The 23,901-nt window shown below is 72.4% G+C and carries 16 protein-coding genes; 9 read left to right on the top strand and 7 right to left on the bottom strand.

All coding sequences use genetic code 11. The features are described 5' to 3' along the window. The first annotated feature begins 61 nt into the window (after positions 1-61). The 3 genes from ABD331_RS37840 (at position 62) to ABD331_RS37830 (ending at position 2,995) form a co-directional block, all read left to right on the top strand. Positions 62-931: a hypothetical protein gene (locus ABD331_RS37840; RefSeq protein ID WP_344486190.1), complete on the top strand. Its 870-nt coding sequence runs from the start codon at positions 62-64 to the stop codon at positions 929-931. Between the two features lie 168 nt (positions 932-1,099). Next, positions 1,100-1,993: a LysR family transcriptional regulator gene (locus tag ABD331_RS37835; RefSeq protein ID WP_344486187.1), complete on the top strand. Its 894-nt coding sequence runs from the start codon at positions 1,100-1,102 to the stop codon at positions 1,991-1,993. A gap of 114 nt (positions 1,994-2,107) precedes the next feature. Further along, on the top strand, positions 2,108-2,995 hold the full coding sequence (locus tag ABD331_RS37830) for an ABC transporter permease (protein WP_344486184.1): 888 nt from the start codon (positions 2,108-2,110) through the stop codon (positions 2,993-2,995). Between the two features lie 10 nt (positions 2,996-3,005). Here the strand turns inward: ABD331_RS37830 and ABD331_RS37825 are convergent, their stop codons facing one another. Next, positions 3,006-3,458 carry an Lrp/AsnC family transcriptional regulator gene (locus ABD331_RS37825; protein WP_344486180.1) on the bottom strand — a complete coding sequence of 151 codons (453 nt, stop codon included), beginning with the start codon at positions 3,456-3,458 and terminating at the stop codon, positions 3,006-3,008. Between the two features lie 94 nt (positions 3,459-3,552). On the opposite strand from ABD331_RS37825, the gene ABD331_RS37820 reads away from it, so the two are divergent. Beyond that, positions 3,553-4,404, top strand: coding sequence for an LLM class flavin-dependent oxidoreductase (locus ABD331_RS37820; RefSeq protein WP_344486177.1), 852 nt, complete (start codon positions 3,553-3,555; stop codon positions 4,402-4,404). 62 nt (positions 4,405-4,466) lie between these two features. Continuing rightward, the gene (locus ABD331_RS37815; RefSeq protein WP_344486174.1) at positions 4,467-4,889 is read left to right on the top strand and encodes a nucleoside deaminase; all 423 of its coding nucleotides are present in this window, start codon (positions 4,467-4,469) and stop codon (positions 4,887-4,889) included. Between the two features lie 49 nt (positions 4,890-4,938). Here ABD331_RS37815 and ABD331_RS37810 read toward each other — a convergent pair whose 3' ends face one another. Next, complete coding sequence (locus ABD331_RS37810) at positions 4,939-11,112, bottom strand: VWD domain-containing protein (RefSeq protein WP_344486171.1); 6,174 nt, start codon at positions 11,110-11,112, stop codon at positions 4,939-4,941. 114 nt (positions 11,113-11,226) lie between these two features. On the opposite strand from ABD331_RS37810, the gene ABD331_RS37805 reads away from it, so the two are divergent. Continuing rightward, positions 11,227-12,108 (top strand): TolB-like translocation protein, encoded by an 882-nt coding sequence (locus ABD331_RS37805; protein ID WP_344486168.1) that lies wholly within the window; start codon positions 11,227-11,229, stop codon positions 12,106-12,108. Between the two features lie 5 nt (positions 12,109-12,113). Here the strand turns inward: ABD331_RS37805 and ABD331_RS37800 are convergent, their stop codons facing one another. Further along, positions 12,114-15,101 (bottom strand): AfsR/SARP family transcriptional regulator, encoded by a 2,988-nt coding sequence (locus ABD331_RS37800; protein WP_344486165.1) that lies wholly within the window; start codon positions 15,099-15,101, stop codon positions 12,114-12,116. Positions 15,102-15,320: 219 nt separating this feature from the next. Here ABD331_RS37800 and ABD331_RS37795 point away from each other — a divergent pair, with 219 nt between their 5' ends. Together ABD331_RS37795 and ABD331_RS37790 are read left to right on the top strand one after the other, a co-directional pair. Then, positions 15,321-16,298 (top strand): M23 family metallopeptidase, encoded by a 978-nt coding sequence (locus ABD331_RS37795; protein WP_344486162.1) that lies wholly within the window; start codon positions 15,321-15,323, stop codon positions 16,296-16,298. Between the two features lie 45 nt (positions 16,299-16,343). Then, positions 16,344-17,795 carry an N-acetylmuramoyl-L-alanine amidase gene (locus ABD331_RS37790; protein ID WP_344486159.1) on the top strand — a complete coding sequence of 484 codons (1,452 nt, stop codon included), beginning with the start codon at positions 16,344-16,346 and terminating at the stop codon, positions 17,793-17,795. Positions 17,796-17,850: 55 nt separating this feature from the next. Here the strand turns inward: ABD331_RS37790 and ABD331_RS37785 are convergent, their stop codons facing one another. The 4 genes from ABD331_RS37785 to ABD331_RS37770 are packed head-to-tail and all read right to left on the bottom strand — an operon-like array spanning position 17,851 to position 22,949. Next, the gene (locus ABD331_RS37785; RefSeq protein ID WP_344486156.1) at positions 17,851-19,770 is read right to left on the bottom strand and encodes a DUF8034 domain-containing protein; all 1,920 of its coding nucleotides are present in this window, start codon (positions 19,768-19,770) and stop codon (positions 17,851-17,853) included. A gap of 56 nt (positions 19,771-19,826) precedes the next feature. After that, positions 19,827-20,708, bottom strand: a complete 882-nt coding sequence (locus ABD331_RS37780) for a carbohydrate ABC transporter permease (RefSeq protein WP_344486153.1) — start codon at positions 20,706-20,708, stop codon at positions 19,827-19,829. Further along, positions 20,698-21,594, bottom strand: coding sequence for a carbohydrate ABC transporter permease (locus ABD331_RS37775; RefSeq protein WP_344486150.1), 897 nt, complete (start codon positions 21,592-21,594; stop codon positions 20,698-20,700). The genes ABD331_RS37780 and ABD331_RS37775 overlap by 11 nt, the downstream gene beginning before the upstream one ends. After that, complete coding sequence (locus ABD331_RS37770) at positions 21,591-22,949, bottom strand: ABC transporter substrate-binding protein (protein ID WP_344486147.1); 1,359 nt, start codon at positions 22,947-22,949, stop codon at positions 21,591-21,593. The genes ABD331_RS37775 and ABD331_RS37770 overlap by 4 nt, the downstream gene beginning before the upstream one ends. A gap of 139 nt (positions 22,950-23,088) precedes the next feature. Between ABD331_RS37770 and ABD331_RS37765 the strand changes: the two genes are divergently transcribed. Continuing rightward, the coding region (locus ABD331_RS37765) for a FadR/GntR family transcriptional regulator (protein ID WP_344486145.1) at positions 23,089-23,901 on the top strand (813 nt) is incomplete at its 3' end.

Below are 23,901 nucleotides of genomic sequence, written 5' to 3'. Positions count from 1 at the left end.
CGTCTGTCACCAGGCCGCGCCACGTGAATCCCCGTTCCCACCGCATGGCAGGAGGCGCCGCATGAGAGCGTTGACCGTGAGGCTGTTGTCGTTGCTCGCCGCACTGGGGGTGGGGGTGGCGGGTTGCGGCGACGCCGGGCCGCCGCTCTCCCAGGGCACCACCACGCTCAGCCCCTCACCGGGCCCCTCATCGGGCCCCTCATCGGCTCCCTCCCCGGACGCGACCCCGGCCACGTCCTCGCCGCCGGGCACGTCCCCGCCGCCGAGCGCGCCCCCCAGCAGCGCGCAGGCCGAGCCGGGCCCCGCCGAGACCCTGGTCGGCGGGCGCTACCAGCCGCTGTGGCCGTTCTCCAGCCCGCGGGAGGTGGCCGCCTGGCAGCGCGAGTACCGGGCGAGCGGCCACCAGCCGTGGCACCTCGACGCCCGCCTCACCGCCGTCGCCTTCAGCCGCGACTTCCTCGGCTTCTCCGGCATCGACCGCGCCGTCAAGACCGTGACGGACGGCCCGCACGCCCGCGTCCACGTCGGCTTCCGTTCCGACGATGCCTCCCGGCCGATGGTGGCGGCCGTCGTGCACCTCATGCGGTACGGCTCCGGCGAGGACGCCCCCTGGGAGGTGGTCGGCACCGACGACACCACGCTCTCCCTGACCAAGCCGGCGTACGGCGCCGCCGTCCGCTCCCCGGTGACCGTCGGCGGGCGCGTCACCGGCGTGGACGAGAGCATCAGGGTCCAGGTCCGCCACCCCGGCTCGGAAGCCCCGGTGGGGGAGCGCTGCTGCCTGTCGGCGGGTGGCGAGGACGCCCCGTGGTCGGCTCGGGTCACGTTCACGGGACGGCAGGGGCGGACGCTGACCATCGTGGCCTCCACCGGCGGCCACATCGCGGAGGTCGAACGCTTCGCCGTGACGGGAGTGACCGCGCCGTCCTGAGCGGGCGGTCCTGAGCGGGCGGTCCTGAGCAGGGCCGTCCTGAGCGGGCCGTTCTGAGCAGGGCCGTCCTGAGCAGGGCCGTTCTGAGCAGGGCCGTCCTGGGCGGGCCGTTCTGAGCGGGCCTCGGAGGTGCGAGGCCGGGCAGGCGCGGGCCTAGCATGGGTGGGCATGGAGTTGCGGCAGCTCGAGTACTTCGTCGCCGTCGCCGAGGAGGCGGGGTTCACCCGGGCCGCCGCCCGGCTGCACGTCGCCCAGCCCGGCGTGAGCGCGCAGATCCGCCAGCTCGAGCGGGAGCTGGGGGAGCCGCTGTTCGACCGGTCGGGGCGCGGCGCCCGGCTGACCGCCGTGGGCGAGGCGGTGCTGCCGTACGCGCGGGCCGCGCTGGCGGCGGTGTCCGGGATGCGGCAGGTCGCCGACGAGTTCACCGGGCTGCTGCGCGGCCGGGTCGTGATGGGCGGCGTGGCCACGCCGTCCGTGCTCGACCTGCCGGGCATGCTGGCCGCCTTCCACGAGCGGCACCCGGCCGTGGAGATCTCGCTCGTCGAGTCCGGCTCCGGGCAGCTCCTCGACGGCGTCGTCACCGGGCGGTTCGACCTGGGCCTGCTCGGGCTGGGCGGCCCGCTGCCGCCGGGCCTGGGCGTGCAGGTCGTGGTGGACCAGGCGCTGGTGGCGGTCGTGCACCGGGGGCACGAGCTGGCCGGGGCGCGGTCGATCAGGGTGGCGGAGCTGAAGGGGCTGCCGCTGATCAGCCTGCCGCCGGGCACGGGGCTGCGCGCGGCGCTGGAGGAGGTGTGCGGGCGGGCGGGGTTCGCGCCGCACGTGGCGTTCGAGGCCGGCGAGCCGTACGTGCTGGGGCAGCTCGCGGCGCGCGGGCTCGGCGTGGCCGTCCTGCCGGAGTCGGCGGTCGCCGGGGCGGAGTCGGAGCTGCACGTGCTGGCGGTCGTCGAGCCGGAGCTGCGCGGGCGGATGGGCGTGGTGTGGCGGGCGGACGGGCAGACGAGCCCGGCGGCCCGGGCGTTCATCGAACACGCCCGCCGCCACCTCCCGGACCTCGCCGAATAAACGACGCTCGACTCCGCGACGCTCCGGCCCAAGACTGGACCGATGCCCCCCGCCACGGGGCATGATCGTCGCAAGAGCCGTCCGTCACGGTGACCGCAACGCTACGAGGTGCTCATGAGCCAGGTGGAAGACCCCGCACCGCAGTCACTGGAGGAGCTGGCCCGCAGGCACGGGCTCAGGCCCGCCATCGCCCGCCCCCAGCTCCCCGTCTACGTGCGCCAGCTCTGGCAGCGGCGGCACTTCGTGCTGACCTACGCGACCTCGCGCAACGTCTCGAAGTACTCGGGCTCCGCGCTGGGCCAGCTCTGGCAGGTGATCACGCCGCTGCTGAACGCCGCCATCTACTACGTGATGTTCGGCCTGATCCTCGGCGGCAGCAAGGGCATCCCGAACTATCCGGCGTTCCTGCTGACCGGGATGTTCGTGTTCACCTACACGCAGCGCACGGTCACGGCGGGCGCGAAGTCGATCTCCGGCAACCTGTCGCTGATCCGCGCCCTGCACTTCCCGCGCGCCTCGCTGCCGCTGGCGTACACGATCCAGGAGCTGCAGCAGCTCCTCATCTCGATGGGCGTGCTGCTGGTCATCGTGGTGCTCACGGGCGAGCCGCCGACCCTGTTCTGGCTGATGATCCCGATCGTGCTGGTGCTGCAGACGATGTTCAACATCGGCGCGGGCCTGATCCTGGCCAGGCTCGGCTCCACGATGCGGGACCTCAACCAGTTGCTGCCGTTCATCATGCGGACGTGGCTGTACGCGTCCGGCGTGTTCTTCGCCATCCACGACAAGGTCGTCAACAGCGCGAAACTGCCCGAATGGGTGGCCACCGCCATGTACCTGAACCCGGCCGCCTCCTACATCGAGTGGATGCGCGACATCCTCATCGCCGGCCACACCCCGCCGCAGCTCATCTGGATGTCGTGCCTGGTGTGGGCCGTCGTCACGCTCGTCGGCGGGTTCTGGTACTTCTGGCGGGCCGAGGACAGGTACGGGCGGGGCTGACGGGCCGCGATCACCGCGGCGGCGTGCGCGGGCCCCGGTAGGGGAGGGGCATGCTGTAGACGAGGTTCGTGGTGGTGCTGCCGAACTGGGCCAGCTCGTCCACGATCCGTTCCAGGTGCGCCATGGAGCCGGCCGCCACCTTCAGCGTGTAGCAGTCCTCGCCGGTGGTGCGCAGGCACTCCAGGATCTCCGCGCGCTCGCCGAGCAGGCGGCGCAGCGGCTCGTGCCGGTTGCCGGGGTACTTCAGCCGGACGACGGCCAGGATGGCGTACCCGACCTTGGCGAGATCGACCTCGGCCCGGTAGCCGGTGATGACGCCCAGCGTCTCCAGCCGCCTGACCCGCTCGGTGGTGGCCGAGGCGCTGAGGTTCACCCGGCGGCCCAGCTCTGTGAGGGGGACGCGGCCGTCGCGCTGGAGCTCCGCCAGGATCGACCAGTCCGTCTCGTCGAGCTCCTCGGTCATCCGGCCACGATACCGGCAGGTTCCCGGCGAGAAGTCCGCGACGCCGTGAACAATCCCTTCAGTTCGGGGCCGCCGCCTCGATAGCCTCGCTGCCATGCGAATCGGGGTGAACGTGCCCAACTTCGGGCCAGGGACGGATCCGGCCGTGCTGCGGCGCTGGGCGCGGACCGTGGAGGCTCTCGGCTACGACCTGCTGATGATCTCCGACCATGTGGTGGTGACGCCTGACGTCGCCGAGCAGTATCCGGCTCCGTTCTACGAGCCGTTCACCACGCTCGCGTGGCTGGCCGGCGTCACGGAGCGGGTCAGGCTCGGCACCTCGGTGCTGATCGTGCCCTACCGCCATCCCCTGCTGATGGCCCGGATGGCGGCCAACCTCAACCGCTTCAGCGGCGGCAGGCTGGTCCTCGGCGTGGGCACCGGCTGGGCGCGGCAGGAGTTCGCCGCGCTGGGGGTGCCGTTCGAGCGGCGCGGCCGGCTGACGGACGAGCACCTCCAGGCGATGCGCACCGCGTGGGCGGACGAGGACGACTACCGCGCAGGGCCCGTGCCGATCTGGGTCGGCGGCAACGGCGAGGCCGGGCTGCGCAGGGCGGTGCGGCTGGGCGACGCCTACCACCCGCTGCGCACGACGCTGCCGTGGCTGCGGGAGGCGGCGCACCGGCTGAAGAGCGTCGCCGACGAGCTGGAACGGCCGGTGCCCGCCTTCGCCCCGCGCATCGTGCTGCGGCTGACCGGAACGCCGGTCACCGATCCGGAGCGGCGGGCGGGCGAGGGCACCATCGGCCAGATCGCCGAGGACCTGGAGGAACTGCGCGCGCTCGGCGCCGACACCGTGGTGCTCGACCCGTTCGACGGTGACCCCGCCGAGACGCTGCACCCGCAGGCGGCCTGGCACGCGCTGGCCGCCGTGGCCGACCGCTGGAGCCCGGACCTCCGGGAGTGACGACATCCGGCAGTGACGACATCCGGCAGTGACGACATCCGGGAGTGACGAATGGAGCGACAGTGACACCTCAAGAGGAGACCTTCCTGCGCCGGGCCATCGAGCTGGCCGCCAAGTCCCGCGCGGGCGGGGAGGCGCCGTTCGGGTCCCTGCTGGTGGGGCCGGACGGCGACGTGCTGGCGGAGGCGCACAACACGGTCGCCGGCGACCGCGACATCGCCGCCCACCCCGAGCTGAAACTGGCCCGGTGGGCGGCCCGCGAGCTGGACCCCGCCACCGCCGCGGGCACCACGATGTACACGAGCTGCCAGCCGTGCGACATGTGCAGGGGCGGGATCGAGCGGTCGGGGCTCGGGCGGGTGGTGTACGCGCTGTCCAACGAGCAGCTCGCCGGGCTCAAGCCCGGTGGCGGCTGGCCCCAGGTGCCGCAGGAGGGACCGGCGCTGTTCGAGGAGGCGCGCGTCCCGGTGGAGGGCTTCTACTAAAAAAGCAGGGCACGGCCGGAATCGGTTCCGGCCGTGCCCTTCGCGTGTGTTAAGGCACCGCCACCTTCGCCGTCAGCGAGCCGACCTTGTCGGCCTGCGGGTTGAAGACGATCGTGTACGTGCCCGTGACCGGCAGCGTCGTCGCCGCGATGGTGCAGTTGCGCCCGCAGTAGGGCGTGCTGCCCAGCGCCGTGCCGTCGGGCTTCAGCAGCCCGACCCGCGCGTCGGTGGAGGCGGCGAAGCTGGAGCCGGTGAAGGTGACGGCCACCTGCTGCCCGGCCGTGCCGCTGAACGTCCAGCTCCCGTTCTGGCCCGGGGTCGTGGTGGTCAGCGTGGCGGTCGCGCCGCCGACGGTGACGGCGACCGGCGCCAGGTCACTGACCTGGTGCACCCTGAGGCTGAGCTTGCCGACCTTCTCGTCCTGCGGGTCGAACTCCACCGTGTAGGTGCCGGTGGCGGGCAGTGCCACGGGCTCCAGGAAGCAGTTCTTGCCGCAGTACACGGCCGCGACCAGCACGGTCCCGTCGGGCTTCTTCACCGACACGCGCGCACCGGTGGAGCCGGTGAAGCTGGCGTCGGTGAGGTTGAACGCGACCACCTGGCCCGCCGTCCCCGGCAGCGACCAGGCGCCGTTCTGGCCGGGCGTCGTCGTGGTCAGCGTCGAGGCCGCGCCGCCGACGGCGGCCACGCCGAGCAGGTGGGTGACCGCGTACGCCGCCAGGGTGAGCTTGCCGGTCTTGTCGTCCTTCGGGTTGAACTCCACCGTGTAGGTGCCGGTGGCGGGCAGCGCCACGGGCTCCAGGAAGCAGTTCTTGCCGCAGTACGTGGCCGTCACCAGCACGGTCCCGTCGGGCTTCTTCACCGTCACCTGCGCGTCCACGGAGCTGGCGAAGCTCGCGTCGGTGAAGTTGAACGACGCGAGCTGCCCGGCCGTCCCGGCGAACGACCAGGTGCCGTTCTGTCCCGGGGTGGTGGTGGTCAGCGTCGAGGCGGCGCCGCCGAGCGTGACGTTCGCGCTCAGGTGGGTGACCTCGTGGAGCTGCAGGGTGATCGAGCCCGTCTTGGCGTTCTGCGGCCTGAACTCCACGGTGTAGACGCCGCCCACCGGCAGGACCGCCGGGTCCAGCAGGCAGTTCTTGCCGCACGCCGTGTCGTCGATCAGGACGGTGCCGTCCGGCTTGCGCACCGCGACGTACGCGTCGTAGGTGCCGGTCAGCGTCGAGCCGGTGAAGTTGTACGACACCCGCTTGCCGGCGGTGCCGGTGAACGACCAGACGGCCTTCTGCCCCGCGCCGACGGTCGTCAGCGTGGACGCCGGGCCGCCGACCGTGGCCGTCCCGGTCACGTCGCCCTCGGTGAGCTGCGCGGTCAGCGAGCCGGTGAGGGCCTTGCGCGGGTCGAACACGATCGTGTACGTCCCGGACGCCGGCAGGGTGAGCGGGTCGAGCACGCACAGCTTGCCGCAGGAGGTGTCCTCCCGCAGGACGGCGCCGTCCGGGCCGCGCACGGAGACGGCGGCGTCGGTGGCGCCGGTGAACGTGCCGTTCATGAACGCGAGGTTGACGTAGCCGCCCTGGGCCCCGGTGAAGGTCCACGTGCCGTTCTGGCCGGGGACCGTCGTGGTCAGCGTCGAGGTGACGCCGTCGGTCGCGATCGCGGCCGTGACGTCGCTCACCAGGTACGCGCGCAGCGTCAGCGCGCCCGTCTTGGCGCCCTTGGGCCGCAGGTCCACCAGGTAGGAGCCGGTCGCCGGCAGGGTGACCGGCTCCAGCAGGCACCCGGTGCCGCAGTTGGTGTCGGCGATCAGGTCGGTGCCGTCCGGCTTGCGCACCCGGACGGTGGCGTCCGAGGCGTAGGTGAAGGTCGGCCCGGTGAAGTCGAACGACACCCGCTGCCCCGCCGTCCCGGCCAGCGTCCACAGGCCGCGCTGCCCGGGGATGGTGGTGGTCAGCGTGGACGCGGGGCCGCCCACGGTGATCTGCGCGGTCACGTCCGGCGGCACGATGTTGAGCTGGGCCGCGATCGACCCGGTCTGGACGCCGGCCGGGTCGGCCACCACCTGGTAGACGCCGTTCTCCGGCAGCACCGTCGTGTCGAAGTAGCAGGTGCTCGCGCAGAACGCGGCGGGCACGAGTACCGTGCCGTCCGGCTTGCGCAGGGAGGCGTACGCGCTGGTGAACGTGCCGCCCGTGAAGGTGACGGAGATGCGCTGCCCGGCCGTCCCGGCGTAGGTCCAGGTGGGGTTCTGGCCCGGGCCCTTCGTGGTCAGCGTGACGGGGTCGCCGCCGGCCGTGAGCGTGCCGGTGACGTCGCCGGCGGTGACCTGCGCGGAGATGGAGCCCACCGCCGTGCCGGAGGGGTCGAGCACGACCGTGTACGTGCCGTCCGCCGGCAGGGTGGACGTGTCGAACGCGCACGACGCCTTGCAGAAGACGGAGTCGAACAGTTCGGTGCCGTCCGGCTTGCGGACCAGCGCGTACGCGCTGCTGAACGTGCCGCCCGTCAGGGAGAACGCGACGCGCTGCCCCGCCGTGCCGTCGAACGACCAGGCGGCGGCCTGCCCGGCACCGGTCGTGGTCAGCTCGACCGGGCCGCCGCCGGCGGTCAGGGTGCCGGTGACGTCGCCCTCGGTGACCTGCGCGGACATGGAGCCCACCGCCGTGTTGGACGGGTCAAGGACGAGCGTGTAGGTGCCGTCCGCCGGCAGCGCCACCGTGTCGAGCGCGCACGACGTCTTGCACCACGTGGACCTGTACAGGTCCGTGCCGTCCGGCTTGCGCAGCGACGCGTACGCGCCGCTGAACGTGCCGTCCGCCAGGGCGAACGCGACGCGCTGCCCCGCCGTGCCGGCGAACGTCCAGTACAGCCGCTGTCCCGGCCCGGTCGTGGTGAGCTTGACCGGCCCGCCGCCGACGGTCAGGACGCCGGTGACGTCACCCTCGATCACGCTCGCGGTGATCGGCCCCGTGTGCAGGTCGCTGGGGTCCACGAGCAGCGTGTACGTGCCCGTCGCCGGCAGGGTGGTGGTGTCGAAGGCGCAGGACGCCGGGCAGTAGGTGGAGCCGAACAGCCGGCTCCCGTCCGGCTTGGCGATCGAGGCGCTGGCCGCTCCGGAGCCGCTGACCGCGAACGCGACCCGCTGGCCCTGCGTGCCGGTGAACGACCAGGAGGCCGTCTGCCCGGGAACGGTGGTGGTCAGCGTGGACGGCGACCCGATGGCGACCGTCCCGGTGACGGCCGCGGGCACCGCGTACAGGCGCAGCGCGATCGAGCCGGTCTTGGCGTCCTTCGGGTCCCACACCATCGAGTACGTGCCGGTGGCCGGCAGCGTCTCGGTGTCCATGAAGCAGCCCTCGCCGCACGACCCCTGGTCGAGGATCTTCCCGTCGGGGCCGCGCAGTTGCAGGGTGGCGTCGCCGAGGGCGGTCAGGGTCGAGTCGTCGAGCACGGCGGAGACCTTCTGGCCCGCGGTGCCCTGGAACGTCCAGGTGCCGCGCTGGCCCGGGTCGGTGATCTGCAGCGGCACCTTCGGCCCGTCGATCGCCGCGGTCGTGCTGACGTCGGCCCCCAGCGTGTTCACGCTGAGCTTGTACGGGCCGAACACGTCGTTCCACGGCCAGACGCGCAGCCGGTAGTCGCCGGCGGGCAGCGCGTCCACGCGCTTGGCGCCGCACAGGTAGTTGGTGGCCAGGCTCGCGCCGGCCGCGTTCGTCAGCTCCCACCTGAGCCCGAACCCGGACCCCGGGCACTCCTGCGCGTGGACGAACACCGAGGCCGGCTGCGCCAGCGTGAACCGGTACTCGTCGACCGCGACCTCGCCCTCCAGGTTGCCCGCGCCCTCGCCCGGCACGCCGTCCGAGGCCGTGAAGGGCAGCGACACGGGGAACGACTGCGGCGGGGAGACCTCCAGGTCGAGCGCCACGTTGTCGATGCCGTACGCCTGGTTGGACAGGCCCGCCGTCCCGGTGGCGGAGACCTTGACCTCGATCTGGCTCTTCTTGTGCGAGATCGGCATCGTGACCTGGTACTTCTTCCACGGCAGGCCGCCCGCCAGCGTCCCGGTCGCGACCGGGGTCAGGTCGGCGGGCGTGATCGTGTACGGGTCGCCGCGGTCGGTCTCGACCTTGATCGTCTCGGTGTCGGAGTCGGACGTCCAGTCGCCGACGGCCAGCAGGTCGAAGCGGAGCGTGCCGCTCTTGTGCAGCGGCAGTGCCTGCACGAAGAACCGGTAGGAGTCGCTGCCGCTGAACGGCCCGGCGAACGAGGTCAGCGACGGGTCGGCCGACACCCGTGAGGGCAGCGTGTTCTTGCCCAGCGTGCCCTCGAAACCGATCGTCAGGTCGCCGTTGGCATCCACGACCTGCGCCGCCGGGTCGAGGGCCACCGTCTTCTGCTCGGCGGCGGCCTCGGCGAACGAGGTGTCCGCGGTCAGCGCGATGTCCAGGACGCAGTCGTTGAACGGCACGCCCGGCTCGACGCCGCTCTCCTCGCACTGCGCCGTGGCGAGCTGCATCTGCTCGGGCGTCAGGTCGTGGATGGTGACGATGCTGGAGGGGAACTGCAGGTTCGTGAACGTCGCGGTGCTCTCGCCGGGGCCGTAGGTGAACAGCGACTCGGTGTCGTCCAGCCGCCAGGAGTTGGCGTAGTCGGTGTGCAACTGGGCGGGCGTGGCGTTGGCGGGGAGCTGGGTGCCGTCACGCAGCTTCAGGTCGTTCTTCGGGTCACCGTCGTTGTTGCCGAGCAGGCCCTCCAGGTCGCTGTCGGCCGACGGCGGCAGGTAGAGCCCGGCGGCGCCGCGCCGCCACGACAGGACGGGGCCTTCAAGGCCGTCGAACATGACGAGCCACTTGCCGTCCCCGCGCAGGACGAACGCCTCCTCGCCCAGGTAGAGGATCTTGCCGGTGTCGAGCGTGAGCTTCTGGCCGTCGATGTACAGGTCGTCCTCGTGGAACTCGACCTTGTGGCCACCGGCCTCCATCGCCGCGTCGAACATCACCGACACGTCCCGGCCGCCGCTGGCGGGGCTGAGCCGGCCGTGGATCTCCAGGCCGTGCCTCTCGGAGTTGGCGAGCACGAACTCGCCGACGGACTGCAGGTCGTAGCCGAGGCCGTCCAGGGTGGTGAAGTGCGGCTCGCCCTTGACCAGGCCGCCGTACTCGGAGAAGTACCACAACAGGATGAGCACGACCAGCGCGCTCACCCCGAGCGCGAGCGCCATCTCGACGGTGGCGAAGCCGGCCGCGCGCAGGAACAGCACGCCCTGCGGGGTGCGCAGGAACATCACGACGGACGCGGTCAGCGCGGCGGCGGCAGCCGCGGCGCTGCCGTACCTGGCCACGTCGTTGTTCTGCGAGTCGTTCGAGCTGCCGCCGGGCGGCCTGGTGAGGCGGTCGATGAGCTGGCGCAGGCCCTGCGGGATGGGCCAGTCGCGGTCGTCGTCGTTCTCGTCCAGCTCGGGGATGTCGGCGGGCGGGCTGCCCGGCGGGGGCTGCCGCTTGGTCTCCTCGCACTTGCGCTCCTTCTTCACCTCCTCGATGTGCAGCAGGCCCGGAACGGGCGACAGCGCCCGGTACGTGGAGAGCTGGTAGCCGTCCTTGCCGTCCACCTTGCAGGAGGGGTTCTTGGTGTAGACCTGGAACCAGTCGTCGTAGGTGCCCCAGCGGTTGAGCACCGTGCCGGGGGTGACGTTCTTGACGCCGTCGCCGGTCAGCACGGCGATGTAGCGGGCGACCTGCCCGCCCCAGCCGGAGTAGTCGGGGTTGCCGTCGACCTTGGCCTCGATCACCTGGCCCCAGTTGTTGCCGGCGCGGTCGTAGTAGACGATGTCGGGCCGGTCGCCGCCGCCGCTGAGGGTCGGCTCCCACTGGATCTCGGGGTTGATCAGGCCGCCGCCCCCGCCGATCTGGTCGCTGAGGTACTTGATGGCGCGGGCCTGGCCGATGGCCTCGATGCCGCCCGACGGGCTGCACTCGTTGGGCTGCTGGTAGATGTGGGTCCCGAGGACGGGACGGTCACGCAGGCACGCGTCGTTGATGCGGCGGCGCGTGGAGTACATGTGGTTGAAGACACAGCGTTTCTGGCCGCTGCGGCCGTTGGACCAGTCGGTGCTGTTGGGGGAGCAGGCAGTCGCCGCCTCCGCCCACCTGGCTAACAAGAAGTCGGGCACGGGCACGAGGAACCCGGCCACGAGCACGGCCACCATGAAGACGTTGAGACGCCGCAAGCGTTCACCCCGGATAAAGAGGACATAAGTCTGGCAGCGGGACCGTACACCCAAAAGATCGTTTCGCGATAGGGATCGGCTAGGCTGCGCACCGGATCCGTAAGAGGAGGTGCCGTGGTCGTCGACCGCTCGTGGCAGATCGCCTTCGACACGCTGGCTTCGCGGCCGGTGCGCCAGGCCAGGATGGTGCTCGCCGCCCAGGGTTTCGGAGTGGTCGTGCTGGAGGCCGGCGGCGACGCGTTCGTGTCCGTCCCCGGGCTGCCCGCGCACCTCGCGCCCGAGACGGTGTCGTTGTCGTCCGACGGTAGCCTGCTCGTCTGCACGGCGAACCAGGACGACGGCGCGGGCCCCCGGCGGGTGGTGCTGCACACGCTCGCCACCGGAGCCCGCCAGGAGTTCACCTCCGACGACTACCTGCGCGCCGCGCTGTCACCGGACGGCGCCCGCCTCGCCGTGCTCGCCGACCTGTCCGACGGGCCCGGCATTCCCGGCGTCGGCGACGAGATCGCCGGGATCGAGCTGATCGACGTCCGCACCGGGGCGCGGGAGCGGCTCTGGTACGCCGAAGGCTACTGGGAGGAGGCGGCGATCGGCTGGTCGCCCGACGGGCTGCTGCTCGCGGCGACGTACCTCACGCTGGACGACGTGCTGACCACCGTCGTCCTCGACCTCACCGGCAAGGAGATCGCCTCCTTCCCCGAACGTGTCGCGCTGCCGGGCCCGCACTCCGTCTGGGTCTCCGGGCACGAGCTGGTCGTCTATCCGGAGCCGGACGACGAGAGCCCGCTGATCGTCATCGACGTGCGGACGGGGCAGGAGCGCCGCTTCACCAGGCGGAACTTCGAGGGCTACCTCGCCGTCAGCGGCGGGCGCGTCGTCCGCCCCGGGTCCGCTCCCGGGCGGCTGGTCACCACCGACTTCGGCGACGGCGACGAGCGGCCCTTCCTGACGACCAGCCCGGCCGTCTCGATCGACGCCCTCGACCTCGCTCCCTGACGGCTTCACACCCGGCGCGGGCTCGGGCCCGCGTCGTCGAGCTCCCGCCGCAGCTCGACCGCGCGGTGCAGGTAGTGGGAGGCCAGCGCGGTCCGCCCCGCCGACCGGTACAGCTCGCCCAGCGTCTGGAACGCCGCCGCCTCCCCGCTGCGGTCGCCGAGCTGCTGGAAGATCGCCAGGGACGCCTGGAGGCGGTCGGAGCCCTCCGAGCGTTCCCCGTTGGCCGCCTGCAGCCCGCCCAGGCTCTGCATCGCGTACGCGCCGCAGTGCCGGTCGCCCAGCCGCTCGAAGATGTCCAGCGCCCGGCCCTGGAACCGCATCGCCTCCCCGGCCTCCGCCTTCATGTCGTGCAGGCGTCCCAGATGCATGGACACGCACCCCTCGCGGTGCGTGTCGCCGAGATCCCTGGCCAGCCGCAGCGCCTCCGCCAGCCACCTGGACGCCTGCCGGACGTCCCGCAGCGACAGGTGGATGCGGCCGATCGCCTGCCGCGCGTACGCCTCGCCGCCGCGGTCGCCGATCGTCAGGAACATGGCCAGCGCCCGGCGGAACGAGCCGAGCGCCCGCAGATGGTCGCCGGAGAACTGGCTGACCGCGCCCAGCCCGCAGATCGAGATCGCCTCGCCGCGCGTGTCGCCCAGCTCGCGGAACAGCGCGCACGCCCGCCGCAGCATGTCGCCCGCCTCGGCGTAACGGTCCTGGTACAGGCACACCTGGCCGAGACCGCGCAACATCGCGGCCTCGCCGCGCCGGTCGCCCGCCGCCCTGGCGCTGTCGAGGGCCAGACTGTGCGTGAGCTGCCACTCGTCCAGGAGACAGTGCAGGTCGAAGTAGGGCACCAGCGCGCCGGCCAGCCCCCACGCGGACGCCGCCAGCCCCGTGCCCGCGGCCAGCCGCACCGCCTCCACCAGCGACTCGCGCTCCGCCTCGAACCACGACAGCGGATCGGCCGTGAGCTGGGCGAGCGTCTCACCCGGCAGGCTCCAGGAGACGGGCTCCCCGGGCGTCAGGCTGAACAGGGTGGTGGGCAGGCGGGTCATGGCGTGCCCGGCCGCGCTCGTCCAGCCGCCGACCACGCGGGCCAGCGCCCGCCGCCCCTCCTCGCCCGCCACGTGCTGCCTGGCCTGCGCGCGCATCAGGTCGTGCAACTGGTAGCGGGGCTGGCCCAGCGCGTCGGTGCCCGCCAGGCGCAGGAGGCTGGCGTCCACGAGCGAGTCCACCACCGCCTCCGTACGGGGACGGCCCAGCACCGCGTCGGCCACCCAGCCGGGCACGGAGGCCGGGCCGAGCAGGCCGAGCGCGTGGAAGGCGGCGGCCGCCTCGCCGGTCAGCCTGCCCGTGCTGCGTTCCAGCGAGCCGCGCACCTCCAGGTCGCCGGCGCGCAGCTCGTCGAGCCTGCTGGACTCGTCGGCCAGGCGGCGCTGGAACACCGCCAGCGGCCAGCCGGGCCTGCCCGCCAGGCGGGCGCCGGCGATCCGGATGGCCAGCGGCAGATGGCCGCAGCAGGCCAGGATGTCCAGGGCCGCCTGCCGGTCGGCGGCCAGCCGCTCCGGGCCGATGATGCGGCCGAGCAACTGCTCCGCCTCGCCGGGCGGCAGCACGTCCAGCTCCAGCAGCAGCGCGCCGGGCAGCTCCGTGATGCGGCGGCGGCTGGTGATCAGGACCGCGCAGCCGTTGCCCGGCAGCAGGGCGCGCACCTGGGCCGTGTCGGCGGCGTCGTCCAGGAGGACCAGCATGGGGCGCTCGGCCAGCAGGGAGCGGTAGAGGGCGGAGCGCTCGCGCAGGGTGGGCGGCAGCGCCGCGGCGGCGACGCCCAGCGCGCGCAGCGCCTCGGCCAGCAGCTCCGCCGGGTCCGCCGGCGACGGGTCGGTGCCGCCCAGGCACAGGTGGAGCTGACCGGCCGGGTAGCCGGGGCGTACGGCGTGGGCGCAGTGCACGGCCAGGGCCGTCTTGCCGACGCCCGGCGGTCCGACGACCACGGCGATCGACGGGGGGCCGTCCGGGTGGTGGGTCGCGAGGGCTTCGGTCAGGGCGGTGACCGCCGCCGCGCGGCCGGTGAAGTCGGGGATGTCGGCGGGGAGCTGGTACGGCGGCGGCGCCCCCGTCCACCCACCCGCGCCCGCGCCCCCGCCCGCACCCATGCCAGAGCCCCCGCCCGTGCCTGCCCCCGCACTCGCGCCCGGGTCTGTGTCCGTGCCCGGATCTGTGCCCGCGCCCGCACCGGCACCCGAGCCCGCTCCCGCGCCCGCCCCGGCGTTCGCGTCCGGGCGGGAGGCGGCGCCAGGCTCCTCGAAGTCCTCCGCCAGCACCCGCGCATGGGCCTCCCGCAGCTCCTGGCCGGGCTCGATCCCCAGCTCGTCCACGAGCTGCCGCCGGATCTCGGTGTAGGCGTGCAGCGCCTCCGCCCGCCGCCCGCCCCGGTGCAGCGCCAGGATGAGCTGCTGCCACAGATCCTCGCGGTAGGGATGCTCCCCGATCAGCCCGCGCAGGTCGTCGATGGCGGAGGCGTGCTCCCCGGTGGCGAGTTTCGTCGCGACGAGCTCCTCCGCCGCCGCCAGCCGCGCCTGGGTCAGGGCCCGCAGCCGGTGGTCCCACGCGGGGCTGGCGGGCAGGTCGCCGAGGGGCTCGCCGCGCCACAGCGCGAGCGCCTCGCGCAGGTGCGCCGCCCCGGCCTCGGTACGCCCGTCCGCCCGCGCCCTGGCCACCAGGTCCTCGAACAGCAGCAGGTCCAGCCGCTCCACCGGCACCTCGATGGCGTAGCCGGAGGGGTGGGCGGCGATGCGGGCCCCGGCCGTGCCGAGGACGCCGCGTAAGGAGCTGACGTACGTGCGCAGGTTGGCCGTGGCGGACGAGGGCGGGCCGGCGGCCCACAGGACCTCGATGAGCGTGTCCGAGCCGACCACCTGGTTGGCCTCCAGCAGCAGGGTGGCCAGGAGCAGCCGCGGCTTGGTGCCGCCGATGCGCAGGCTCCGGTCCGGGGTCAGGACCTGCAACGGCCCGAGGACACCGAAGGCTGGTATTTCACCCACTATGACCGCACCTACTCCTTACCTGGAGGTATTGCAACCATTGCCCGGTTGAGCCTTTATATCGATCCTGGATGTTCTTTGTACGCCGTACTCGCAATCTTGAGCCCCAGTAAGCGCAGATCCACTTGATCATGATCGGCGCCGGGGCGGATCCCGTTCCGGCGCCGTACGGAAAGGATCCTTATGCGAGCCAGCAGGGCGCTCACGATCGGCTTCGTCCTGGTGTGCGGTCTGACGGCCGGTCAGGCCGCCTTAGCCGCCCCGACCCCGGCCCCCACGCCCACAGCGACGAGCCCCGCCCCGGACCAGAACGACCCGCCGAACCAGGTGGACGTGCCCGAGGTCTCGACCCTCGCCGCGCCGAGCTTCCAGCTCCCCTTCCCCTGCGGCCAGAGCTGGACGGGCAACTCCAGCAACAGCAGCGCGCACCGCTCGTACGAGATCGACTTCAACCGCGGCAGCACCGCCAACGCCGACCTCGGCGACACCGTCGTGGCCGCCGCGGCCGGCACCGTGGTCATCTCCGCCCACCAGGGCTCCGCGAACGGCTACGGCAACCTGGTCAAGATCGACCACGGCGGCGGCTGGACGTCGTACTACGCGCACCTGAACTCCCGCTCCGTCTCCGCCGGCACGCAGGTCGCCCAGGGCACGAAGATCGGCACGCTCGGCAACACCAGCAAGCCGGGCAACAACATCAGCCCGCACCTGCACTACGAGGTCCGCCAGGGCACCAGCTACCCGAGCAACATCCGCAAGGCCGTCTTCAACGGCGCCACGTTCGGCTACCCGAACCAGACGCTGACCTCCAAGAACAAGTGCGGCGGCGGCACCACCAACCCGCACACCGCCGCCTCGGTCTGCGGCAGCGGCTACAAGGTGATCGACTCGGCCGCCCTCGGCACGGCCGGCACCGCCTACCTGCTCTACAACTCCGCCAACGGCAACAACTGCGTCGCCACCATCAAGAAGTCGTCGCTGGGCAAGGCCACCGCGACCAGCGCGTACCTGGAGGTGCAGGGCAAGACCCGGGCCACCGACAGCGGCAGCTTCGCCTACTACGCGGGTCCCGTGCGGGCCGCCGCGTCGGGCAAGTGCGTGAAGTGGGGCGGCAAGGCGGGCTCGGCCGTCTACAACAGCCCGTTCGAGCACTGCGGCTAGAGCGCGTACACCCCCTGCGAACGAGACTTCCTGAGGAGAAACACTGTGCGTGCCCAACTGCGCCGCTCAGCCGCGCTGCTCGCCGGCGTGCTGATGCCCGCCACGCTGCTGATGAGCGGCCCGGCCGCGTCCGCCGCATCTACCGCCGTGTCCGCTGACGGCCCCGTGGCGGGGGCGTTCGCCAAGGCGGCCACCACCTACGAGGTGCCGCGCGACCTGCTGGTCTCGCTCGCCTACGCCGAGACCCACCTGGACGGGCACGACGGCCAGCCCAGCGCCAGCGGCGGCTACGGCGTGATGCACCTGGTCACCTCCCGCACCCTGGAGCGCGCGGCCACCCTCACCGGCCGCCCGGTCGCGGAGCTGAAGAGCGACGACGCCGCCAACATCGCCGGCGGCGCCGCCGTCCTGCGCGCCCTCGCCGACGAGGCGGGCCTGGACGCCGCCGCCCGCAAGGACCCGGCCCGCTGGTACACGCCCATCGCCCGCTACGGCGGCGCCGCCTCCGCCGACGTGGCCCGCCTGTACGCCGACACCGTCTACGACCTGCTGGCCGAGGGCGTGCGCGGCACCGCCGAGGGCGGCGAGAGCGTCACGGTCAAGCCGCGCGCCGTCGAGCCCGACCGCGGCACGTACGGCAAGGCCAAGGACCTGGACGGCCCCAGCACGCTGGCCGCCGCGGTGGACTACCCGCAGGCCACCTGGGTGGCGGCCAACAGCGCCAACTACGCCGTCTCCAGCCGCCCCACCAGCGACGCGATCGACCGGATCGTCATCCACGTGGCGCAGGGCTCCTACGCCGGGACGATCTCCTGGTTCCAGAACCCGGCCGCGAAGGTCAGCTCCCACTACGTCGTGCGCTCCTCCGACGGCGCCGTCACCCAGATGGTCAGGGAGAAGGACCGCGCCTTCCACGCCGGCGACTACAACCGCCGCTCGGTCGGCATCGAGCACGAGGGCTTCGTCAACGACGCCACCTGGTTCACCGACGCCATGTACCGCTCGTCGGCCGCGCTGACCCGCAACATCGCCGACCGGTACGGCATCCCCAAGGACCGCACCCACATCGTCGGCCACAGCCAGGTCCCCGGCACCGACCACACCGACCCGGGCGGCTACTGGAACTGGACCACGTTCATGAACTACGTCACGGGCGGCAGCGGCGGCCCCACCAACCCGCACACCGCCGAGTCGGTCTGCGGCAGCGGCTACAAGGCGATCGACAGCGCCGCGCTCGGCACGGCCGGCACCGTCTACCTGCTCTACAACTCGGCGAACGGCAACAACTGCGTCGCCACCATCAAGAAGACCTCGATCGGCACGGCCAGCGCCACCAGCGCGTACCTGGAGGTGGAGGGCAAGACCCGGGTCACCGACAGCGGCAGCTTCGCCTACTACGCGGGGCCGATCCGGGCCGCCGCGGCGGGCAAGTGCGTGAAGTGGGGCGGCAAGGCGGGCTCGTCCGTCTACGACAGCCCCTTCGAGCACTGCGGCTAGATCCCTGAGGCAAGGCGGCGGCGGGCGGGCCCTCGGGCCCGCCCGCCACGCGTGTCTAGCGGGCCTCCCAGGGCGCGCGGTAGGACGGCCGGCAGGCGCGCAGCCGCAGCCGCAGCGTCAGCGTGATCGTCGTGCCCGCCGGCAGCTCCACCGCCAGGTACGCCCCGCCCACCGCGTGCTCGGTGACCGAGACGACCGGCTCGTGATGGACGTACTCCGTGTCGTGCCCCGTCCAGCCCGGCTCGGCCGAGGTCGCGGCAGCGGTGACGATCTCGTGCTCGCCGAACGCCCCGCCCTGCACGACGATCGTCCGGTCGTCCACCGCCGACAGGTTGACCAGGGTGACCACCGTGGCCTCCGGCTCGATCGCGCTGACCAGCGCCGCCACCTGATCGGGCAGGCCGGGACGGCGGCGGCGGGCGTCGAAGTAGCGGACCCGCGCCTGCTGCAGGCCGCCGTTGTAGACGACCTGCGGGCCGCCCCACATGAGCTGCGCCAGCGCCTCGGTCACCACCGGGTTGACGTTCTGCCACAGGTGGATGGCCTCCTCCGGCAGGTCGCGGTCCGCGTTGGCGAGCAGCAGCGCGATGCGGCGGCGGGCCTGGGCGTGCGCGGCGGCCAGGATGCGCTCGGGGTAGTCCGGGTTGTCGCCGCACAGGTAGGCGTACCAGGGCTCCTCGTGGCCGGCCTCCTCCTTGTCGCGGAAGGGCCGCACGGTCGCCCAGTCGTACCCGGCGGCGGCGCGCAGCGCGTCGAGGCGGGCGCGGTCCTCGGGCGCGCCGGTGTGGTGCCAGAGTGCGAACGGGACGGAGGTCTGGATCGGGTTGTGGTCGAACCAGCCCTTGTCGCTGTGCCGGTAGGGCACCAGCAGTGTCGGGACGTACGCGTCGGGCCCGAGATGGGCGCGCCAGCGGCCCTGGTTGGCCGAGTCGCTCTCGTCGAAGGACTGCTTGACTCCGCGCTCGATGACCGCGTCCAGCAGGGTGCGGGCGAAGCCGAGGTAGCCGTCGTCGCCGGTGACCAACGCGGCGCTGAGCGCGCCGACGGCCACCGCCTGGCCGATGCTGTAGAGGCCGTGCGGCCACGTCCAGCCGTAGTGGCCGCCGTACCAGCGGCCGTCGAGCCGGCTGCCGACGACGCCGTCGAGGCCGACGTTGTCCGGGACGATGCCGCCGTTGGCCTCGGCCCTGCGCTGCCAGGCGCCGACGTAGTCGCGCAGCCAGTCGGCGTAGCGCCGCTCGCCGCCCGCGAGGTAGGCGTTGGCGATCAGGCCCGCCACGCTGAGGTTGCCGACGACGTCGCCGCTGCCGAGCCTGCGCTGCATCTCCGCGCCGAGCCGCGGGTCCTTGGCGAGCGGCGGCACGGGCGCGCCGTCGGGCACCAGCCAGTCGAGCGGGTAGCCGTACTGGGCGGCCTCGGCCTCCGTCCACGGGTACGCGGGCGTGTCGGACACGCCTTCGCGGGCGCCGCGGCCGCCGTTGTGCGGCGCCTTGACGATCCGCAGCTCGGGGTCGTAGTTGCCGTTGGCGGGGAAGAGGTACAGGTCGGCGAAGCGGGTGGCCCGCTCGGCCCAGGAATGCGGGTCGGCGGCCGTCAGGAAGTACGTGAACAGCAGGCTCTCGCCCTGGTGGAACCAGTCGTAGCCGATCTCGAACTCGTCGGCGAACATGCCCAGCTCCGTCATCTGGGCCACCACGCCGTGCCAGTGCCGCGCGCACGTCTCCAGCAGGTCGTCGGCGCCGCCCAGCAGGTAGAGCTGGGGCCAGTTGAAGAACGGCTCGAAGAAGTCGTCGGCGCCGTCGCGGGAGGACAGCCGTCCCTCATAGCGCAGCGAGCCGTCCGGCCTGGTGTAGCGGGCGGAGAACAGCCGCCACCCGCTGTCGAGCAGGTCCAGCAGGGCGCGCTGGGACAGCGCCCAGGCGGGCGGGTCGAGGACGGGCACGCTGGCCGTCACGGTCGGGGGGCGGTGCGTCATGCGGTGGGGACTCCTCAAGGTCGGCAAGGTCGGCACGGTCGGCGAGGTCGGCACGGTCAGCCCTTGGTCGCGCCGGCGGTCAGCCCGGCGACCAGGAAGCGCTGCGAGAACAGGAAGACGAGCAGCACGGGGGCGATCGACAGCAGGGTGGCCAGGACCAGCTCCGGCGGCTGCACCTCGGCGTTGGCGCCGACGACGGGGTTGAAGGTGGGGGTCGCGGCCAGCATCTGGGTCAGGCCGACCTGCATGGGGTAGTTGTCGCTGTTCGGGAGCATCACGTACGGCAGGAAGAAGTTGTTCCAGTTCGTCACGAAGCTGAAGAACGCGACCAGCGCGACGACCGGCTTGGCCAGCGGCAGCGCCACCCGGGCGAACGTCGCCGACTCGCCGCAGCCGTCCAGCCGCGCCGAGTCGAGCAGCTCGGCGGGCACGCTGGTGGAGAAGTAGATGTAGGTCAGGTACACCCCGAACGGGAAGAACGACATCGGCAGCACCACCGAGGCGGTCGTGTTGACCAGCCCCAGGTAGCTGAACTCCAGGAAGATCGGCAGCACCAGGGCGGTGGCCGGCATCAGCATCACCACGAGCGTGACGATCAGCAGCAGGCGGCGGCCCCGGAACTTCATCAGGGCCAGGGCGTAGCCGGCCGGGATGCTCACCAGCAGGGTCAGCGCCACCGACAGGGCGGCGTACAGCACCGAGTTGCCCATCCAGGTCGCCACCGTTCCGTCCTGGAAGGACATGAGATGACGCCAGTTGTCCAGCAGCGCGGCGATCGAGCCGGGGGAGAGCGGGTTGTCCTGGATGAGGCCGGCGGGCGTCTTGGTGGCGGCCAGCACCAGCCACACCATCGGCAGCACGAAGAACAGCGCGAACGCGGTCAGCACGACGGCCACCAGCGCCCGCACCGCCAGGCGGGCCGGGCGGTCAGTCCGCATCGAACAGCCCTCCCTTGGCGACGAACAGGCCGGCGGAGCACAGCGCCACGATCAGGAGGTCGATGGCGATGGCGGCCGAGCCGTTGAAGTCGTTCTGGTCGAAGGCGTACAGGTAGGCGAGCTGGTTGAGCGAGTAGTCGGTGCCGACCACCCCGAAGCTGGCCTGGGAGATGAGCTGCGGCTCGACGAAGAGCTGCGTGCCCGCCGCGAGCGACAGGATCAGCATGTACACGATCCACTTGCGCAGCATCGGCAGTTGCACGCGCAGCGCGGTGCGCAGCGGGCCCGCGCCGTCCACCCGGGCGGCCTCGATCACCTCGTGCGGGATGCTGTTCAGCGCGCCGTACATGATGACGATCCAGCCGCCCGCGCCGGTCCAGAACGCGATGATCGTGAACAGCCACGGCAGGTGGCCGGGGGCGACCACGGCCACGAACGTCGAGCCCCACAGCGAGCGGACGATGCCGTCGATCGGGCTCACGGACGGGTCCAGCATGAACAGCCACAGCAGCACGCTGGACGCGCCCGCCAGCGCGCCGGGCACGTAGTAGACGAACCTCAGCACCGCCCGCGACCAGCCCGCGGTCAGCCGGTGCACCAGCAGCGCCAGCGTCAGCGTCAGCACCGTCAGCGTGACCAGCCACAGCACCAGGTACGTGGCCACGTGCCCGACCGCCGCGAGGAACCGGAAGTCCTGGGCGGTGCGCACGAAGTTGGCCAGGCCCGCGAAGCGCCCGCCGGCGTCGGTGAAGGCCAGGTTGAGCGCGTACCCGGTCGGGACGATGCCGAACGCCACCAGCAGCACCACGTACCCGGAGACGAAGGCGTGCCCCGCCGCCGGCCGCCAGGAGCGGCTTCCGGCGGCGGTGAGCGCGGGTGTGCTCATTTGCTGACCTGGTAGCCGAACACCTGGGCCTGCTGCTCGATCGCGATCTGCCAGTCGGCCAGCAGCGACTCGACGGTCTTGCCCGCGGTCTGGGCGGGGATGACCGTCTTGGCCCACACCGCCTCCTGGCTGAACTCGGGCGAGCCCCAGCCCGGCCAGACCTGCCCGGCGGCGGCGGTGATCGGGGCGGCGATGTCGCCCGCGTAGTAGCCGCTCTCCTGCTGCCTGGCGATCCACTTGGCCGCCGCCCCCGCGTGGGCGGGGTAGCCGGGCGACTTGTCCACCTGGTACGCGTCGGCCGTGGTGACCCAGGTGACGAAGTCCTTGGCGGCCTCCAGGCGGGCGCTGTGCCGCGAGACCCACCAGGCGCCGCCGCCGACGTTGCCGGTCACCGGCGGGCTCTGGTCCGCCCAGTGCAGCGCGTCGCCGACCGCCAGCTCGCCCTTCGGCGTCTTCAGCGTGCCCTGGAACACCGCGCCCCCGTACCAGGCGGGGCCGGGCAGCATGAGCACCTTGCCGCCCTGGTTCTTGGCGAAGTCGGGGCCGAAGAGCGGCAGCAGCGACATGGTCTTGTTCGCCACGAGCTTGTCGATCAGCTTCGCGGCCCGCACGCAGGCGGCGTCGGTGGCCTTGACCGTGATCGCCTTGGCGGCCGTGACCTGGTTGGCCGGGCACTGCGCGCCCCACAGGTAGATCTCGGGCGTCCACGCGTCGCCGGCCGTGCCGACCAGGTAGCCGGGGTGCTCGGCGGCCACCTTCTCACCCAGCGCCTGGTACTCCTCCCACGTCTTGGGCACCTGGTAGCCGAACTCGTCGAACAGCTTCTTGTTGTACCAGAGCACCACCTGGGCCAGGTCGTTGCGCAGGCAGTAGACGGTGCCGTCCACCGTGCACACGTCGAGCGCGCCCTTGGCGAACCCGTCCAGCGTGCCCTGGTCGATCAGGCCCTTGTCCAGCGGGGCGACGAAGGCGTCGTCGCCCTGCGAGGCCCAGGAGGCGGTGTTGTTGTCGGTGGTGAACACGACGTCGGGCCAGCCCTCGCCGGCCCGGTTGAATAGCTGGACCTTGGTCTTGAGCGTGTTGGAGCCGTTGGCGTTGCCGTCGTAGGTGACGATGTCGAGCTGCGCGCCGGGATGCGCCGCCTGGTAGGCCTTGGCCGCGTCCAGCCGGGTGGAGTCCACCCAGACCACGAGCTTGCCGTCCTTCTGCTCGGCGGGGGCGAAGCCGTACGGGGAGGAGGCGGTGGCGGAGGTGGCGGCGCCGGGCTCGGCGGCGCCGGTGGGGCTGGGCGGGCCGCAGGCCGCGACGGTGAACAGGACCGCGGTCACGAGGATCGCCGGGCTGCGTCGTCTCATGTGGTTGTTCCTCGGGGGGACGAAGTGAGCTACGTAAACGCCGCGTTTCGGGATATGACATCATACGTGTGATGTCTCGCACAATGGCCTATACTCAAGGCGGTCCGAAGATCAGGACCACCAGTGCTCGGGAGGGCACGTGACTCAGCACGCACCGGCGCTCACCGGCGACACGCCCGACGGCCCGCTCGACCCCCCGCCCGCCGGCCCGCTCGATGGCACTGTTAAGCCCGCTCGCCGGCCGCGCCGCTCACGTCCGGCCAAGCTGGGCACCACCGTGGTCGAGCAACTCGTGGACGACATCGTCCGCGGCGCCCTGCGCCCCGGCTCGGCACTGCCGCCTGAGGGCGAGCTGTGCGAGGAGTTCGGCGTCAGCCGGACCGTCATCCGCGAGTCGGTGAAGATCGTCCAGGAGAAGGGCCTGGTCAGGATCGAGCACGGGCGCGGCACCCAGGTGATGGACGCGCGCCAGTGGAACCTGCTCGACGACGTCGTCCTGACCTCCGTCATCACGCACGACGAGAACGCCACATTCCTGGACGAGCTGGTGTCGGTGCGCACGGCCCTGGAGGCCGACATGGCCGCCGCCGCCGCCCGCCTCCACACCGCTCAAGACGACGAGCGGATCGGGGCGGAGCTGGGCACGATGCGGGCCAGTCTCGCCTCACCGGCCGACTTCGGCGCCGCCGACGTGCGGTTCCACGACATGATCATGGCGGCTTCCGGGAACCGGCTCGGGCGGGCCATCGTCAACAGCATCCACGACAAGGCGCGTACCAGCATGCGGTACCACGGGGAGTACAACGACTCGGTGATGCGGCAGACCCTGGCGGAGCATCAGGCGATCCGGGACGCGATCGCGGCGGGGGACGCGGAGGGGGCGGCGACGGCCATGCGCCGCCACATCCTCGACTCCTGGAACCGCCGCCGCCCCACCCCCACCCCCACCCCC

The sequence above is a fragment of the Nonomuraea monospora genome, assembly GCF_039531895.1.
GTDB classification, from domain to species: domain Bacteria; phylum Actinomycetota; class Actinomycetes; order Streptosporangiales; family Streptosporangiaceae; genus Nonomuraea; species Nonomuraea monospora.
The sequence above is the reverse complement of the archived record's forward strand: the minus strand, read 5'-3'. Positions and strand labels throughout refer to the sequence as shown.